The sequence below is a fragment of the Marinobacter salexigens genome (assembly GCF_018860765.1).
GTDB lineage: Bacteria > Pseudomonadota > Gammaproteobacteria > Pseudomonadales > Oleiphilaceae > Marinobacter > Marinobacter salexigens_A.
Map to the genome: position 1 here is coordinate 1,123,664 of NZ_JAHKPV010000001.1, position 15,009 is coordinate 1,138,672.

The 15,009-nt window shown below is 52.4% G+C and carries 19 protein-coding genes, 1 other RNA gene and 1 pseudogene; 9 read left to right on the plus strand and 12 right to left on the minus strand.

Annotated elements, in window-relative coordinates:
- Nucleotides 1-107 precede the first annotated feature (107 nt).
- Together ilvA and KO508_RS05125 are read left to right on the plus strand one after the other, a co-directional pair.
- Entirely contained in the window at nt 108-1,643 is a 1,536-nt protein-coding gene (ilvA, locus tag KO508_RS05120) for a threonine ammonia-lyase, biosynthetic (RefSeq protein WP_216007207.1), read from the plus strand.
- Between the two features lie 221 nt (nt 1,644-1,864).
- Nucleotides 1,865-2,035 (plus strand): hypothetical protein, encoded by a 171-nt coding sequence (locus KO508_RS05125; protein WP_216007208.1) that lies wholly within the window; start codon nt 1,865-1,867, stop codon nt 2,033-2,035.
- A gap of 11 nt (nt 2,036-2,046) precedes the next feature.
- Here the strand turns inward: KO508_RS05125 and KO508_RS05130 are convergent, their stop codons facing one another.
- The 5 genes from KO508_RS05130 to KO508_RS05150 all read right to left on the minus strand — a co-directional run bounded on the left by KO508_RS05130 (nt 2,047) and on the right by KO508_RS05150 (nt 4,646).
- On the minus strand, nt 2,047-2,679 hold the full coding sequence (locus KO508_RS05130; RefSeq protein WP_216007209.1) for a 5-formyltetrahydrofolate cyclo-ligase: 633 nt from the start codon (nt 2,677-2,679) through the stop codon (nt 2,047-2,049).
- A 120-nt stretch (nt 2,680-2,799) separates the two neighbouring features.
- A complete protein-coding gene (locus KO508_RS05135) occupies nt 2,800-3,660 on the minus strand; it encodes a hypothetical protein (protein ID WP_216007210.1) in 861 nt (286 codons plus the stop codon).
- A gap of 242 nt (nt 3,661-3,902) precedes the next feature.
- Nucleotides 3,903-4,082, minus strand: a non-coding RNA gene (ssrS, locus tag KO508_RS05140) — 6S RNA.
- A gap of 61 nt (nt 4,083-4,143) precedes the next feature.
- On the minus strand, nt 4,144-4,440 hold the full coding sequence (locus KO508_RS05145) for a cell division protein ZapA (protein ID WP_216007211.1): 297 nt from the start codon (nt 4,438-4,440) through the stop codon (nt 4,144-4,146).
- A complete protein-coding gene (locus KO508_RS05150; RefSeq protein ID WP_200362121.1) occupies nt 4,440-4,646 on the minus strand; it encodes a TIGR02449 family protein in 207 nt (68 codons plus the stop codon). The genes KO508_RS05145 and KO508_RS05150 overlap by 1 nt, the downstream gene beginning before the upstream one ends.
- Nucleotides 4,647-4,837: 191 nt before the next feature.
- On the opposite strand from KO508_RS05150, the gene KO508_RS05155 reads away from it, so the two are divergent.
- From KO508_RS05155 to KO508_RS05175, 5 genes are read left to right on the plus strand one after another with little or no spacing between them, the layout of a single operon-like run.
- Nucleotides 4,838-5,437: a UPF0149 family protein gene (locus tag KO508_RS05155; protein ID WP_216007212.1), complete on the plus strand. Its 600-nt coding sequence runs from the start codon at nt 4,838-4,840 to the stop codon at nt 5,435-5,437.
- Between the two features lie 26 nt (nt 5,438-5,463).
- A complete protein-coding gene (gene pepP / locus KO508_RS05160; RefSeq protein WP_216007213.1) occupies nt 5,464-6,783 on the plus strand; it encodes a Xaa-Pro aminopeptidase in 1,320 nt (439 codons plus the stop codon).
- A 4-nt stretch (nt 6,784-6,787) separates the two neighbouring features.
- Entirely contained in the window at nt 6,788-8,053 is a 1,266-nt protein-coding gene (gene ubiH / locus KO508_RS05165; RefSeq protein WP_216007214.1) for a 2-octaprenyl-6-methoxyphenyl hydroxylase, read from the plus strand.
- Nucleotides 8,050-9,273, plus strand: a complete 1,224-nt coding sequence (locus tag KO508_RS05170) for an FAD-dependent monooxygenase (protein WP_216007215.1) — start codon at nt 8,050-8,052, stop codon at nt 9,271-9,273. The genes ubiH and KO508_RS05170 overlap by 4 nt, the downstream gene beginning before the upstream one ends.
- Before the next feature lie 29 nt (nt 9,274-9,302).
- Entirely contained in the window at nt 9,303-10,223 is a 921-nt protein-coding gene (locus KO508_RS05175) for a DUF808 domain-containing protein (RefSeq protein ID WP_216007216.1), read from the plus strand.
- A 2-nt stretch (nt 10,224-10,225) separates the two neighbouring features.
- Here the strand turns inward: KO508_RS05175 and KO508_RS05180 are convergent, their stop codons facing one another.
- The 7 genes and pseudogenes from KO508_RS05180 to KO508_RS19110 all read right to left on the minus strand — a co-directional run.
- Entirely contained in the window at nt 10,226-10,945 is a 720-nt protein-coding gene (locus tag KO508_RS05180; RefSeq protein WP_216007217.1) for a 16S rRNA (uracil(1498)-N(3))-methyltransferase, read from the minus strand.
- The gene (gene tatC / locus KO508_RS05185) at nt 10,942-11,736 is read right to left on the minus strand and encodes a twin-arginine translocase subunit TatC (protein ID WP_216007218.1); all 795 of its coding nucleotides are present in this window, start codon (nt 11,734-11,736) and stop codon (nt 10,942-10,944) included. The genes KO508_RS05180 and tatC overlap by 4 nt, the downstream gene beginning before the upstream one ends.
- The gene (gene tatB, locus KO508_RS05190; protein WP_216007219.1) at nt 11,733-12,155 is read right to left on the minus strand and encodes a Sec-independent protein translocase protein TatB; all 423 of its coding nucleotides are present in this window, start codon (nt 12,153-12,155) and stop codon (nt 11,733-11,735) included. The genes tatC and tatB overlap by 4 nt, the downstream gene beginning before the upstream one ends.
- 11 nt (nt 12,156-12,166) lie before the next feature.
- Nucleotides 12,167-12,400 carry a Sec-independent protein translocase subunit TatA gene (tatA, locus tag KO508_RS05195; protein ID WP_216007220.1) on the minus strand — a complete coding sequence of 78 codons (234 nt, stop codon included), beginning with the start codon at nt 12,398-12,400 and terminating at the stop codon, nt 12,167-12,169.
- Nucleotides 12,401-12,491: 91 nt separating this feature from the next.
- Nucleotides 12,492-12,821 (minus strand): phosphoribosyl-ATP diphosphatase, encoded by a 330-nt coding sequence (locus KO508_RS05200; RefSeq protein ID WP_216007221.1) that lies wholly within the window; start codon nt 12,819-12,821, stop codon nt 12,492-12,494.
- Between the two features lie 12 nt (nt 12,822-12,833).
- Nucleotides 12,834-13,241, minus strand: a complete 408-nt coding sequence (gene hisI, locus KO508_RS05205) for a phosphoribosyl-AMP cyclohydrolase (RefSeq protein WP_417502494.1) — start codon at nt 13,239-13,241, stop codon at nt 12,834-12,836.
- Nucleotides 13,242-13,418: 177 nt separating this feature from the next.
- Nucleotides 13,419-13,508: pseudogene (locus KO508_RS19110) on the minus strand (LysE family translocator); the annotation flags it as partial.
- 248 nt (nt 13,509-13,756) lie between these two features.
- Between KO508_RS19110 and KO508_RS05215 the strand changes: the two are divergent.
- The gene (locus tag KO508_RS05215; protein ID WP_200362108.1) at nt 13,757-13,951 is read left to right on the plus strand and encodes a CsbD family protein; all 195 of its coding nucleotides are present in this window, start codon (nt 13,757-13,759) and stop codon (nt 13,949-13,951) included.
- A 124-nt stretch (nt 13,952-14,075) separates the two neighbouring features.
- On the plus strand, nt 14,076-14,984 hold the full coding sequence (gene rlmF, locus KO508_RS05220; RefSeq protein ID WP_216007223.1) for a 23S rRNA (adenine(1618)-N(6))-methyltransferase RlmF: 909 nt from the start codon (nt 14,076-14,078) through the stop codon (nt 14,982-14,984).
- Nucleotides 14,985-15,009: the final 25 nt, after the last annotated feature.

Genomic DNA, 15,009 nt, shown 5'->3' on the forward strand with positions numbered 1-15,009 from the left:
CAGCGAACCATTATAGCGCTTATGAGTGGCCAGCTTATAGACGACAGCCGTGCAAAGTTCCTACACTGTAGGTTTTCCCCGACCACTCACCAGCAACCGGAACCAACATGCCGCAACGCTACATCAAAAAGATCCTCGATGCGCGCGTCTATGACGTGGCCATCGAAACACCCCTCACTGAAGCCCGCAGCCTGTCCAAGCGCTTTGGCAATAATATTATGCTCAAGCGGGAAGACCTTCAGCCGGTGTTTTCTTTTAAGATTCGCGGCGCGTACAACCGGCTTGTCCAGTTGTCGGAGGAGCAGAAATCCAAAGGGGTTATCTGTGCTTCTGCGGGCAACCACGCTCAAGGTGTGGCACTCGCAGCGAAGGAATTGGGTATCAAGGCGGTTATCGTGATGCCGCAAACCACGCCTGAGATCAAAGTGCGCTCAGTGCGGGCTCATGGGGCGCGTGTCGTACTTAAGGGTGATGCTTTTGACGAAGCCGCCGCCCAAGCTCAGGAGTTGGTGGAGAAACACGGGTATACCTACATCCCTCCTTATGACGACCCGGATGTCATCGCAGGGCAGGGCACGGTTGCCATGGAAATGCTGTGGCAGTTCAGCAAACCCATTCACGCGGTATTCATTTGTGTGGGTGGTGGTGGCCTGATTGCCGGTATGGCAGCCTACATCAAATACCTACGTCCTGAAATCAAGGTGATTGGCGTTGAGCCCGACGATTCCAACTGCCTGCAAGCTGCCATGAAAGCAGGCAAGCGGGTGGTTCTGGATGAAGTGGGCATTTTTGCAGATGGCGTAGCGGTGAAGCAGATCGGTAAATACCCGTGGGAAATCTGCAAAGACCATGTGGATGAGGTGATCACCGTCTCCACCGATGAGATCTGTGCAGCAATCAAAGACATTTTTGAAGACACGCGCTCAATCGCCGAGCCAGCTGGGGCGCTGGGTGTTGCCGGTATCAAGAAGTACATTGAGCGGGAAAACATCGAGAATGAAAACTTGGTGGCTACTTTGAGTGGCGCCAATATGAACTTTGACCGCTTGCGCTACATCTCTGAGCGCACAGAAATCGGGGAGAAGCGAGAGGCGATCCTTGCGGTTACCATCCCAGAAAAGCCGGGGGCCTTTAAGACCTTTATCAACGCTCTGCACAAGCGCAACATCACCGAGTTTAACTATCGCTATGCCGATGCGAGCAAGGCGACCATTTTTGTGGGCGTTCAGGTTCAGGCTGGCGGTTTGGGTAGGGACGAGTTGGTGCAGGATCTCCGTGAAAATGGCTACTCTGTTCTCGATCTCACGGAAAGTGACATGGCCAAACAGCACATTCGTCATATGGTCGGTGGCCACGCGCCCACGATTGCCAATGAAAAGGTGTTTCAGTTTGAGTTCCCGGAGCGCCCGGGGGCTTTGCTGAAGCTGCTTATGTCGCTAGGCACACGCTGGAATATCTCTATGTTCCATTACCGCAATCACGGTGCCGCATACAGCCGCGTGCTACTAGGCGCACAAGTAGATAATGATGAAGAGAAAGACTTTGAAACCATGCTCGGAAAAGTAGGCTTCCGCTATGAAAACATGACGGATAACGAGGCTTACCAGCTGTTTTTAGGTGCTGGCAACGGCAAGGCATCCTAAGCCGCTCAGTTAGCCAGCCCGGGCAATAGCGCCGGGCTGGTTCTTCGCAGTTATGACCCTGAGGTACTCCCCGTTAGCCATTGTTTTTCTTACTGAACTTTAATCTGTTAAAAATTGTAAAATTCAAGATGCGTGTTAGTCTTTCGTCTAATTCTTGAAAACAAGAATAGCTAACTGATTTTCCGCAGATTTAATCTTATTTTTGAACAGGGATACGCATCATGGGTGGCAAGCCAGATATTATCCGGGCTGTTGTGCTGATTTTTGCTGTCGGCCTCGTAATTACCGGATTTACCTCGCTTCAGGCCTCGGAAGAGCGTTCCTCGTCCACCACAAAAAGCTCTGTCTCAGCCGACTCCGAGTACATGGCCAAAGCGCCGTTAAATCGGTAACAGCGTCCTCGCTATTTAACTCGATATACCTGTTTGTCTGTCACCACGCTATGGAGTGGCACATCCCAAGGCTCAACCGGTAATCTTTCCACTTTTTGAAAGTCATGAGCCAAGCCAACCAGCTTTGGCGCCAATCTGGGTCGCAAGCGGCTGAACGCAAACGTGCGATCATAAAAGCCGCCTCCCATCCCCAGTCTTCCACCTTGCTCGTCAAACCCCACCAACGGAAACAGCACAGCGTCTAGTGCCCAAACAGGCCGCTTAAGCCCTTTGCTAAAGGCCGGTTCGGGTATGCCAAAGCGATTGGCGGTTAGTTCAACGCCATCGTAATAGGGGCTGAAGACCAATCTTCCGGGATGGATGGGGTGTAGTACCGGTAGGTAGAAGTGAATGCCTTTGAGCCGGGCCATAGTGACATAAAGGTGTGGGTCGATTTCACCGTCATTGGCCAGATAAACGGCGATGTGTTTGGCCCTGTGCAGATCCTGATTGTTCAAGAGGCATAGTGCGAGCTGTTCTGAGGCCCGTCGTTGTTGCTCTGTAGAAAGTGTCTGGCGGCACTGGCGCAGATGCTTGCGCAGTTGGCTGCGAGACAGTTTGTCCGGATGGCGGGTAAACGGTTGGGGGGTAAGAAACTGGCTCAAAATGAAGCCTCTCAGACGACCGTTCTTGTTGCTAGCGGATATATCATCCCAGCCCGTCGCAACTTCATCAAGTAGCGGGTGAAGTTGCGCCCGACCATAGCTTTAAGTTGCTGGTCGTATTCAGTTGTCGAGAGGTGGCAAGCATATACGAATGCGCTGCCAAGGCTCGCGGCAAGGCAGTGGCAAGGTTGGAGCATGGTAGGTGAGATATTCAATGGTATTTCCTAGGAATTGACTGCGGCTCCAAATGATCCTTACCTCGCCAGCATAGTTTGCTTTTATCAGAATTCCGTTGTTATCAGTATCCTCTGCGGTAATATTCGTTGGGGGCTGTTCGGGAACCTGTAATACCCAGCTCCACGGCGCGGTGGCGGGCTTATTGACAATATGGCGTGCAAACGCTTGAGGATCCTCGAATCCCTGAACTTTTTCGGCGTACTCGAACCGCGCGGAGAAGGGTTTAGGTGGCTCGATCCCGTTGATGGAATATCGGAGCTCCGCGCTACTCCCGTCAGGATAAAAACTATGCCATTCAGCAGTCGGAAGCCCCGATGGCATCAGGCCAACTGTTTTTGATGCAGGAGCTAACGCAAATGTTGTGCGGGTTCGTCGTTCAGGAAACCTTGTTTCCCATGGTGCTTCTGTCTTAGCAAGCTGTTGCTGCAGAGCTTTAGCCATAGCCGTAACTTTAGGGGGCGAAGGGAAGTGGCGCGAATCTGCAGGAAACATTAACAAGCCTAGAGGAAGGGCGATTAGCCATCCGGCGAAATACATTAAGAGGGTGCTCCGGCGGGCTTTCTGCTTTTTAGTGTTCTTGGTGAGATAGCAATACCAGGTCAAGGGCATCGCAATTAAAAATAGAGTTAGAACGGTAAAAACTAACGCTGCGGAGTTTACGAAGAAGGCGCCAAAGCCACTGCCCCACTCTGCCCACCAGTAGAACACAGCAAGCCCGGATGTAACGCCCGCTGCAACAATCACCGCAGACACCACTGGCAGGTAGAGAGAGTGGTCCTTGCTACGGGAGCGATCAGGCTTGCTGTTATTTTGAATACTGTTTATGGCTGCCTCTCAAGCAATTCGTGCAGTTCTGCGGCCTGATTTAATAAGCGCTCAGCAGTACTTTGCGGAAGGGAAAGATTAAACCCAGACGGTTCTCGCAAAGTAATTGAGCTTGAAGTGATGGTTAAACTTGGTGCTGAGAGCAGTGAGCTAAGAAAATAAAGCTTCCCGAGCTGCCGTTATCGGATGTGGCCCTTGAACCCAAAGTTCAAGGTCGGTGGCCGCTGTGACATATTAGGCTTTCCCCCTGCGGGGACATGCTCACAATGCCCTAGAGTAGCCACCTGGGTAAAGCGCATCGGCTCGAGGACGAATCCGACTTGCGAACAGCCCAGGAAGTGTTTCCATTATAGGGCCAGTTCCGGGGCCGATTGCAATACCTATCGGGGGATCCTTAAAAACTCAGTGGTTTGACTGTTCTCCGAGAGCGTTTTCCAGCTTGCTGTCCATGGCTTTGAGTAGAGTGCTGGTGGCATCGGACATGGTGTCCCGCTCAAGTAATTCATGGGTCATATTAAGAGCGGCCATCACGGCGATTCGTTCTGTTCCGAACACTTTGCCACCGGTGCGAATTTCACGCATTTTACTGTCCAGATGTCTGGCCGCACGTATGAGGGCTTCCTGTTCTTCCGCAGGGCAAGCGACCAGATATTCTTTGTCGAGAATTTTCACCTCAACGGTGGTGGATGGCTTAGACATCAATGGTGCTCCAGCGCTCGAAGGCGGCCGATCATGGCTTCGATCTTGTTTTTGGCAAGATCATTTTTTTGAATAAGCTGGCTCCGTTCCCGGTTCCAGTCATCCTGCAACTGCCTCAAATTCGCATTATCCCGCTCAAGTTTTTGGCAGTGTTCGATCAGCTTGTCCAGCTTGTCCGCTAACGCTTGTACTTCGGACTGTTCCATGACGTGCCCAGCATAGGTTGAAGTTATTGCGACTAACTATAAGTGTGTGTGCCATACCGGTCAATTTACAGGCGTGTCATAAGTTGTGAATTGCCGTTCTTCGTGTTCCGTACAGCAACCTGAAGGTGTCTTGGAAGCGCCTGAATGCTAGGATGGGGCCTTAACTCCACAACACAGGATTGTCTTGGTTCATGTCAGAAACCGACACTGCCAATGCGGCCCATGCCGCTGAATTTGAGCGCTGGGCAAATGTTTATACGGCCCACAAAGCGTTTAGTCACCCTTCCGAACTTCATGGCGCACTTTGCGGTCGGTTAGCTGCTGGCTCTCGCATAGAGGAAGATGAGTGGTTGGCCATGGTATGTGAGCATATGGGGCTTCCGGAAACCGCAGTCGAAGAGAGCGAAGACCTATCAGTCTTCATGAACGAGGCTTACGAACAGGCGCTGGCGTTTTTGAAGTCGGCGGATATGAGCTTTCATCCTTTGCTGCCTGATGATGATTATGCGATTGATCAGCGTCTTGAGGCTCTGGTGGCCTGGGTGCGTGGCTTTCTCGAAGGCATGGCCCTCTCTGCCGGAGAGTCGTTGGGCGAGGCCCCAGAGGAAATCCGCGAGCTTATCGGAGACATGGTCGCGATCAGTCAGGTTTCTGAAGATCAAGAGTCTGATCAGGAAAGCGAACAGCAATTGTTAGAAATAACCGAGTACATCCGGCTGGGGGCTTTGGCCGTATTCACCGAGTTCAATCCGCCGGAAAAGCCGGCATCACAAGCGCCAACGCTGCACTGATTATGTCACACACTGCGGGAGACCCTATGCCGTCCATTATACCCGTCAAGGAATTCGCTGAGCGCCGCCGCAAGTTGATGGAGCGCATGGCGCCAGACAGCATTGCCATTATTCCGGCTGCACCCGAGCGTGTTCGCAATCGCGACGTATTGCATCCGTTTCGCCAAGACAGCGACTTCCAGTATCTCACCGGTTTCGGGGAGCCTGAGGCAGTTTTGGCGCTGATCCCCGGCCGTGAGCACGGAGAGTCTGTTCTGTTTTGCAAAGAGCGAAATCCCGAGAAAGAGCTGTGGGATGGCTTTCTTGTAGGCCCTGAGGGCGCGATAGAGCGCTACGGTTTGGATGATGCTTTCCCGATTTCAGATATCGACGACATTTTGCCCGGCATGATCGAAGGCCGCAGCCGCGTGTATTATCCGTTAGGCAAAGATCAGGGCTTCGATACTCGGGTAATGGACTGGGTTAAGGTGCTTCGCAGCAAGGTTAAAAGTGGTGCGCACCCGCCGGGTGAGTTTGTGTCTCTGGAGCATCTTCTGCACGACCTCCGGCTTTATAAAAGCAGCTGTGAAATCAAGGCGATGGCCAAAGCTGGCCAGATCAGCGCTGAAGCCCATTGCCGTGCTATGAAGCGTGCCCGTAAGGGTGGTTATGAGTACAACCTTGAGGCGGAGCTGATTCATACCTTTATGGATCATGGGGCCCGTTCCACGGCCTACCCGTCTATTGTTGGTGGTGGGGCGAATGGCTGTATTTTGCATTACATCGAAAACATAGCACCACTCAAAGACGGCGAGCTAGTTCTAATCGACGCAGGTTGTGAGGTTGAGTGTTACGCCTCTGATATTACCCGCACCTTCCCGGTAAGTGGTAAGTTCAGCCCCGAGCAGCGAGCAGTTTACGATGTGGTGCTGGAGGCGCAGTACGCGGCCATTGATGCCGTTCGCCCGGGCAATCACTGGAATCACCCCCACGAAGCAGCCTTGAGGGTGCTCACCGGCGGCTTGATCGATCTGGGTATCTTGTCTGGCACGGTTGATGACGCCATCGCCAGCGAAGCCTTTAAACCGTTCTTTATGCACCGAACCGGCCATTGGCTGGGATTGGATGTGCACGATGTGGGCGACTACAAAGTAGGGGATGCATGGCGGCTACTTGAGCCGGGCATGGCGCTTACCGTTGAGCCGGGTTTGTATATCGCACCGGATAATACCGATGTAGATGAAAAGTGGCGCGGCATTGGTATTCGTATCGAAGACGATGTGGTGGTTACAAAAGAGGGCTGCCGGGTACTGACGGACGGCGTGCCCAAGACCGTGGAAGATATTGAAGCCCTGATGGCGGATTAAGCCTGTGAAACATTCCGATACCGATGTGATCATTGCCGGTGGTGGGCTGGCGGGTGCGACCTTAGCTTTGGCTTTGACCAGAGTAGCGCCTGCGCTGAGCGTAACCGTGGTTGAGGCTTTCCCGCTCTCGGCGGATGCTTTGCCGGATTCCTATCAGCCCAGTTACGATGCCCGTTCCACCGCATTGGCTTGGGGCTCCCGACTGATTTTTGAAGAGCTTGGGCTTTGGCATCGGATATCGGAGCATGCGACACCCATTCAGCATATTCACGTATCGGATAGAGGCCGTTTCGGCGCCACTCGCTTAAATGCCCAAGAGTATGAGCAGCGAGCTCTGGGTTACGTGATGGATAACCGCTGGATGGGGCTTTGTTTAATGCGGGAGTTGCTCGAAACAAAGGTTCAGTGGCAAGCGCCAGCAGACGTCATCGATATGACGCCCTGCGAGCAAGGCGTGAGCGTTAGCCTAAAGATCGGCAACGAAACCAGCCGATTAAAAGCGCAATGTTTGATTGTGGCTGATGGTGGCCGTTCCGGGTTGCGAGAAAAGCTCGGCTTCCAGCCAAGCCATCACGGCTACAATCAGAATGCACTTATTGCCAACGTATCCACCAGTGACAGCCATGAGTTCACGGCATTTGAGCGTTTTACCGAAGCGGGCCCCATGGCCATGTTGCCCCATGGGTCGCCATCCAGAGCGGGGCATGAGTCTGCGCTGGTATGGACCTTGAACGATCAAGAACTCAAGCAGGTTCTGGCGATGTCCGATAGCGACAAATGTTTGCGGCTCCAAGAGCGCTTTGGCTGGCGCCTAGGGCGGTTTACCAGAATAGGTGAGTGTAACTATTACCCGCTGACACTCACGACTGTAGCCGAGCCTGTAAGGCCCGGGGTGGCGCTCGTGGGCAATGCCGCGCACGCTTTGCATCCGGTTGCAGGGCAGGGTTTTAATCTGGCATTGCGGGGGTTGATGACTCTGGTGGAACAGTTCCGGTTGGCGGCAGAGCAGGGGCGGTCACCGGGCGATTTTCAGATATTGCGCCGCTATCACGAGTTGCACAGTCCGGATTGGCAGCAAACCGTGCAGTTCTCGGATTCGCTGATTCGTATTTTTGGCCACTCATTGGCACCTGTTGCCACAGCCAGAGATGCCGGGTTAGTGGGCCTAGACTTGTTGCCCAGCGCCAAGCGGCTGTTTGCGCGCAAAGCCATGGGAACAGGCGGGCGCAGAGCGGTTATCAATGGGCCAGCGGCGAGTGATAAACAATGAGTGATGCCAAAGTGTTCGACATTCTCGTGGTTGGCGGTGGTATGACGGGTACCGCGCTGGCTATCGGCTTGTCGAAGCAAGGTTGGACGGTTGGCTTGGTTGAGGGCAGTGATCGTGCCGTGCTGCTAAAACAACCTGATCCCGTTGAAGGCGTAATGGATTTCGAACCTCGAGTTAGCGCCATTTCTGTGGCCAGCCAACAGCTGCTTGAATCTTTGGGTGCTTGGCGCGGCGTAGCGACCGGGCGTCACTGTCCCTATCAAGGTATGACTGTATGGGATGGCGACGGTACTGGGCGAATTCATTTCGACGCTGCCGAATTACAAGCCCGAGCCTTGGGGACGATTGTCGAAAACCGCAGTTTGGTCAGGGCCCTGTTCGAGATAGTAGAAACCAGCGGTGTTGACCTGATTGATGGTGTGCAGGTTACCGCTTGCACTCAAGACGACGACCTACGCAGCATTGAGCTTGCCGATGGACGTAAACTCGGCGCCCAACTCGTGATTGCGGCTGATGGCGCCAATTCCAGATTACGGCAATGGGTTGGCTTGCCTACCCGCGAATGGGATTATGATCAGCAGGCGATTGTATGTACCGTGCGCACAGCCCAAAGCCATAAATACACAGCCTGGCAAAGGTTTTCGCAAACCGGACCTTTGGCGTTTTTGCCGCTGGCAGCCGAAAACGGTGATGAGCATTATTGCTCCATCGTTTGGTCACAAGATACCGAAGAAGCCCGCCGTCTGATGGCGCTGGATGATGCAACTTTCTCCGCCGAACTAGAGCGCGCCATCGAAAGAGAGCTTGGTACGATTGAGTCGGTTTCCAAGCGCTTTGCATTCCCACTGCGTCAGCGTCACGCTAAAGACTACACTGCGCCCGGCTTCGCTTTAATCGGTGACGCAGCCCACACCATTCATCCCTTAGCTGGTCAGGGTGCCAACCTCGGATACGGTGATGTTCGGGTAATGCTGGAGGAGTTATCCAGCGCCAAAAGGTCTGGTTTAAGCCCGGCGAACGAGCTGGTTCTTGCGCGCTACCAACGTCGTCGAAAAGGCGAGAACCTAACCATGATGATGGCGATGGAAGGTTTTAAACAGCTATTTGGTCGCGATGAGTTGCCTTTCAGGCTTCTCAGAAATACCGGTATGCGCTGGCTTGATGGGCTAGGGCCGGTAAAAAACCGTGTTGCAGCAGAGGCCATGGGCCTTAATCTATAAACCGCCACCACCACACAGGATACTCACAGATGGCAGGAGCCAGTCTACTCACACTTCTCGATGATATTGCAGCGTTGCTCGACGACATTTCTTTGATGACAAAAGCCGCGACAAAGAAAACAGCGGGCGTGCTAGGGGACGACCTTGCCCTGAACGCGCAACAGGTTACCGGTGTAAGGCCTGCCCGGGAGTTGCCGGTAGTTTGGGCGGTTGCCAAGGGGTCGATGGTGAACAAGGTGATACTTGTGCCGGCTGCCGTCGCTATCAGTTTCTTTATGCCTTGGTTGGTTACGCCTTTGCTGATGCTTGGCGGTGGCTTCCTATGCTTTGAAGGCGTTGAAAAGCTGGCCCATAAATTTTTGCATGCCAAGGAGGACGAACAACATAAAAAGGAGCGCCGTGAGGCTCTGAAACAACCGGGCGTGGATTTGAGGGTATTGGAGAGGGAAAAGATAAAAGGCGCCATTCGAACAGACTTTATTCTCTCTGCTGAGATAATAGCAATTACTCTCGGCGTGGTAGCCAGCGCTAGCATAGGTATGCAGTTTGCTGTTCTTTCTGTGGTGGCCGTGGGCGTTACTGTCGTTGTTTACGGATTGGTGGCAGGGATTGTAAAGCTGGACGATCTTGGCCTCTACCTGAGCCAGAGAAACGGTGAGTTGGCGCAAAAGGTTGGTGACGGTATTCTCTGGCTTGCACCATACCTTATGAAAGCCTTATCGATTGTCGGCACTCTCGCTATGTTCTTGGTGGGAGGTGGCATTCTTGTGCACGGCGTACCGCCCGTTTACAACGCTATTGAACTCTTCGCTGCGGATTATAGCGGTCTGTGGGCCATGCTGATTCCTGTGCTAGCCAATGGCTTGGTCGGGGTTGTCGCGGGGGCTGTGCTGGTAGCTGTGATTACCCCCCTTATACGGCTGTGGGAAGCGAGATCAAAGACAGCTTGAGATTAAAGACAGGCGTTAAATAGCCGGCTGGTAAGAACCGGAACGGCGGTTTCTACTCGCAATATGCGCGGCCCCAAGTGAACGCTTTGGCACCCTGCCTCTTCCAACTTGCCCACTTCGTAAGGCGTGAATCCGCCCTCCGGCCCGATACACAGCGCAGCTGGCCTGTTTAAGTGTGTAGGGCAGGGCGTGGGTGTGCCCGGGTGTGCAACTAGTGCTTCTTTGTCTTCTAGGAGGGCGGGCAGTTCGTCTTCTACAAAAGGTTTGAATAGTTTGCGAATATGCACTCTCGGCATAGCGGTGTCTTTTGCTTGCTCTAGCCCAAGAGTAAGGTTTTCTCGCAGGTTATCGTCTGATAGCCATGGCGTTTGCCAAAAGCTTTTTTCCACCTTGTAGCTGTTGATCAGCCAAATGTCTTTGATGCCCAATGTGGCGCTGGTTTGCAGGATGCGGCGGAACATTTTTGGTCGGGGCATGGCCAGAATCAGAGTAAGAGGCAAGGGGCGAGGTGGCTGCTGATCCAGCTTAATAATCAATTCAGCTTCGGAGTTTGTGAGCGAAATTACTTCTCCCAGCCCCATCAAACCATTCACTCGACCAACGGGCAGTCGATCACCAATAGCAGCACCGAGTATCGATTTTATATGCTCCAGCCTGCGGCCCCGAAGTACCACGCGATCGGGGGCAACAAAATCCTCGTCAAACAGTAAGGCTAGATTCATTCAGAAGGCGACTCGTCCGTTTCTGCGACTTCGCGCACGGCCAGCCTGCCAAACAAAATGCCCAGTTCGAACAGAATCCACATGGGTACAGCCAAAAGTGTCTGGGAGATAATATCTGGTGGCGTAAGCATCATGCCAATAACAAAGCAGCCCACCACCACATAAGGCCGTTTTGCTGCTAAATCGGCAGGTGTTGTTACGCCACTGAGAATCAGCAAGATGGTGGCAATGGGAATCTCGAAAGCGACTCCGAACGCAAAAAACATTTTCAGCACGAAATTGAGATAACTGCTGATATCCGGCAGCTCAACAATGCCTTCGGGGCCTATGGCGGTGAAAAAGCCAAACACCAGCGGGAACACCACGAAATATGCAAAAGCGGCGCCTAGATAGAAGAGAATGACTGACGTAAAGAGCAACGGAAAGGCGAGCCGTTTTTCATGGGCATAAAGCCCCGGCGCAACAAAGCTCCAAAGCTGATAGAGAATGATTGGAATGGCGGCGAAAACCGATAAAAAAAGCGCCAGTTTCAAGGGCGCGAAAAACGGCGAAGTGATGTCCGTTGCGATCATTGTCTGGCCAATGGGTAGCAATGACCGAATAGGCTCTGATAACCAAAGGTACAATTCGTTAGCAAAGGGGTAAATGGCCGCAAAACAAATAACCACCGCCAGAACCATCTTCAGTAGCCGGTTACGAAGTTCCAACAGGTGCTCAACAAGAGGCATCTCCGGCTGCTGGGCCGTGGTGCTTTGATGGCTTGGCTTTTCGCCATCTGTATTAGCATTCATGAAGGCTTATCCGACGGTTTTTGCACAGTATCTGACGGAACCGATTGGTTCTCTTCGGGAGCGGCTAGGGTCTCGTTTTTCGGAGTCTCATCCGTCGCGGTTTTTGGGGTGGCCGCTGATTTGCCTGCGGGCTTGTCCGACATGATCATGTGTTCGTACTTTTTGGCTTCATCCAGAGCGCCGCGCACCGTTTTCTGCACGTCATCCAACCCTACATCGCCCGCATCCCGCAGCTCTTTTCTGAGCTCTTCGGCTTTTAACTGACGGTCAAGCTCGGAAGTGAACTGACTAACCATACGGCGCGCACCGCCAACCCAGCGCCCAGCAGCCCGCGCAGCCGTAGGGAGCCGTTCAGGGCCGAGCACCAACAGCGCAATAACACCACAAATAAGCAGCTCTAAAAAGCCGATATCAAACATTCTGCTTGGTCTCAGCTTTTGGTTTTATCCTTGGGCTTATCGTCAGCCGCTTGCCGAGCTTGTGCTTCTTTTGTGTTTTCCAATGAGTCCGGATCGTCGGTTTTGCCATCTTCGTCGTTCATGGATTTCTTGAATCCACGTATGGCGCCGCCTAGATCAGTGCCAATGTTGCGTAGTTTTTTGGTCCCGAACAGCAGAATTACGATGCCCAGTACAATAAGAAGTTGCCAAATACTGATGCCCATTAAGGGATCCTCGTTTTTGATGTTTCTGTTGGGCGATATTGTACGCCACCAAAGTAGGTTCGCGGAAACCCTCGTAAGGGGTATTACCGGATTATTCGCTTCGGGAAGCCTTCTCGTCGAGCCCTGAAAGATTAAAGCGGCTAGACAACTCATCCAGAACATCCTTCTGGCTAAGGCCTAGGCTAGAAAGCATAACCATGCTGTGAAACCAAAGGTCTGCCGTTTCACTAATCACCGCACGGGTCTCTCCAGTGTGCTCGGCATCCTTGGCAGCCAATAGGGTCTCGGTGCACTCTTCGCCAACCTTTTCCAGAATTTTGTTCAAGCCTTTGGCGTGCAGGCTAGCGACGTAGGATTTCTCCGGGTCGGCTGATTTACGGGCTTCCAGAACCCGGGTCAGGTTTTCCAGAACATCACTCAATGGGCGCTCTCCTCAGTTACTGCCATAAATGGCATCAGGATCTTTAATTACGGGCTCAACACCGACCCACTGGCCATCCTTCAGAGAGCGGTAGAAACAGCTGCGTCGGCCAGTGTGGCAGGCAATGCCACCTTTTTGTTCAACTTTCAGCAATATTACGTCCTCATCACAGTCAAGGCGGATATCCTTAACAACCTGCTGGTGCCCGGAGGTCTCGCCCTTGCGCCAGAGCTTACCCCGAGACCGTGACCAGTAAACCGCTTGACCTTCTTCAGCCGTTAGGCGAAGTGATTCCCGGTTCATCCAAGCCATCATGAGAATGTCACCTGTGGCGGAATCCTGAGCGATAGCCGGAACCAAGCCGTCAGCTGTCCAGCGAATGGCTTCAAGCCAATCAGTGCCGTTTACAGTATTGGACATATCTTTCATTTATGTGAATCCTGAGCTGCGCGCCGTGTTGCGGCGCCTCCTTGTCTGTTAGCGCTATGCTACCAGAACACCCGCCTCTATTTCGCCCGAAGCAGGCTTAAACCAAGACCTATATACACAAGCCCTGTGACTTTGCCTATAACCTGAGACAGGCGAGGGTTTGCTCTGACTACGCCATGCTTGGATGCCGAGAAAGATTAAGTAGGTGGCGCCTAGGAGTTTGACCACCGAAAATGCCAGCGCGGAGGTAGCCAATATAACTGGTGTGGCGTTCTTTTCGCCAGAGCGTTCCTGTCGGAGTGCCTATTGTTCAAGCGTAATATCAGGGGGTCAGACCTGCCAAGTATGAATTAATCGCAACTCGGAAAGCGTTGTCAAAGAAACCTTCCTATGTGAAGGTTATTGCCGATGTCACGGATTGCCGTGTACACAGCAAATGAAATATTCCTTTTACATTGGCGGCGATCAGTTTTTTACGCTGCCCATTTAACGCGAGGAAATATGCTATGAATAACGACATCATTGAAGGTAACTGGAAACAGCTTAAAGGTAAGGTACGCGAGAATTGGGGCAAGTTAACAGACGACGATGTAGATGAAATCGCCGGCCGCCGCGACCACTTTATCGGTAAGGTTCAAGAGAAGTACGGCATGAAAAAGGATGAAGCAGAGAAAGAGTGGGAAAAGCTAAAGAACTCCTAAACCCCTAGTGCCGTTATGATCATCAAAAGCCGGTACCTACTTTTCCATAGGTACCGGCTTTTGGGTTACAGACCTCGGAAACCTTCGTGTGAAAAATCAAAAGCGACGAGTTAATGCTCATTTAATGCCTGATCGCAAAGGCCTCCACTCGAAAAATCTGCACAAGCACGGCTATGATTTTTCATCGCTGGTAGAAAGTTATCCGCCGCTCGCCCCCCATGTAAAAGAAAACGCCCATGGCAACCCTTCTATAGAGTTTGCAGATCCGCAGGCCGTGAAGTCTCTAAACGCCGCACTATTGACTCACCATTACGATATTGCTGGTTGGGATATTCCTGAGGGGGCACTTTGCCCGCCCATTCCGGGCAGGGCAGACTATATTCATCACATCGCCGAACTGGTTGGCCCTTCCAAGACCCAAATCAACTTGCTTGATATAGGAACCGGAGCAAACGGGATATACCCGATTTTGGCATGTCAGATCTACGGCTGGCGCTGTGTGGGTAGTGATATCAATGCTCGCTCACTTGAAAACGTTGCGGTGATTGTTGATCGAAACCCTCACCTGAAAGGCAGCCTCACACTGCGCATGCAACAGGATCAAAACCAGATGTTCGAAGGCATTATCCAGAAGGGAGAGTTCTTTGATGTCAGTGTGTGCAATCCGCCATTTCATGCTTCTCAAGATGAAGCAAACAAAGGCTGCCAGCTAAAGCTTAAAAACCTTGCCCGTAATCGTGGTGAGCAACGTACCCAGCCAACATCGCCCACTTTGAATTTTGGTGGCTTAGAGGCGGAGCTCTGGTGTAAAGGCGGCGAACGGTTGTTTCTTAAAAAAATGATAAAGGAAAGCAAGACGTTTTCAAGCCAATGCCGCTGGTTTACAAGTCTGGTTTCAAAAGCTGACAACGTAAAACCGGCAATCAAACTGATCCGTAAGCTAGGGGCGACGGAGGTCCGGGAAATAGAGATGAAGCAGGGGAATAAAATTACGAGGATATTGGCTTGGACATTTACTGGCGTGGGAGGATGATTTTGTACGGGCTAGCATCCCCCGC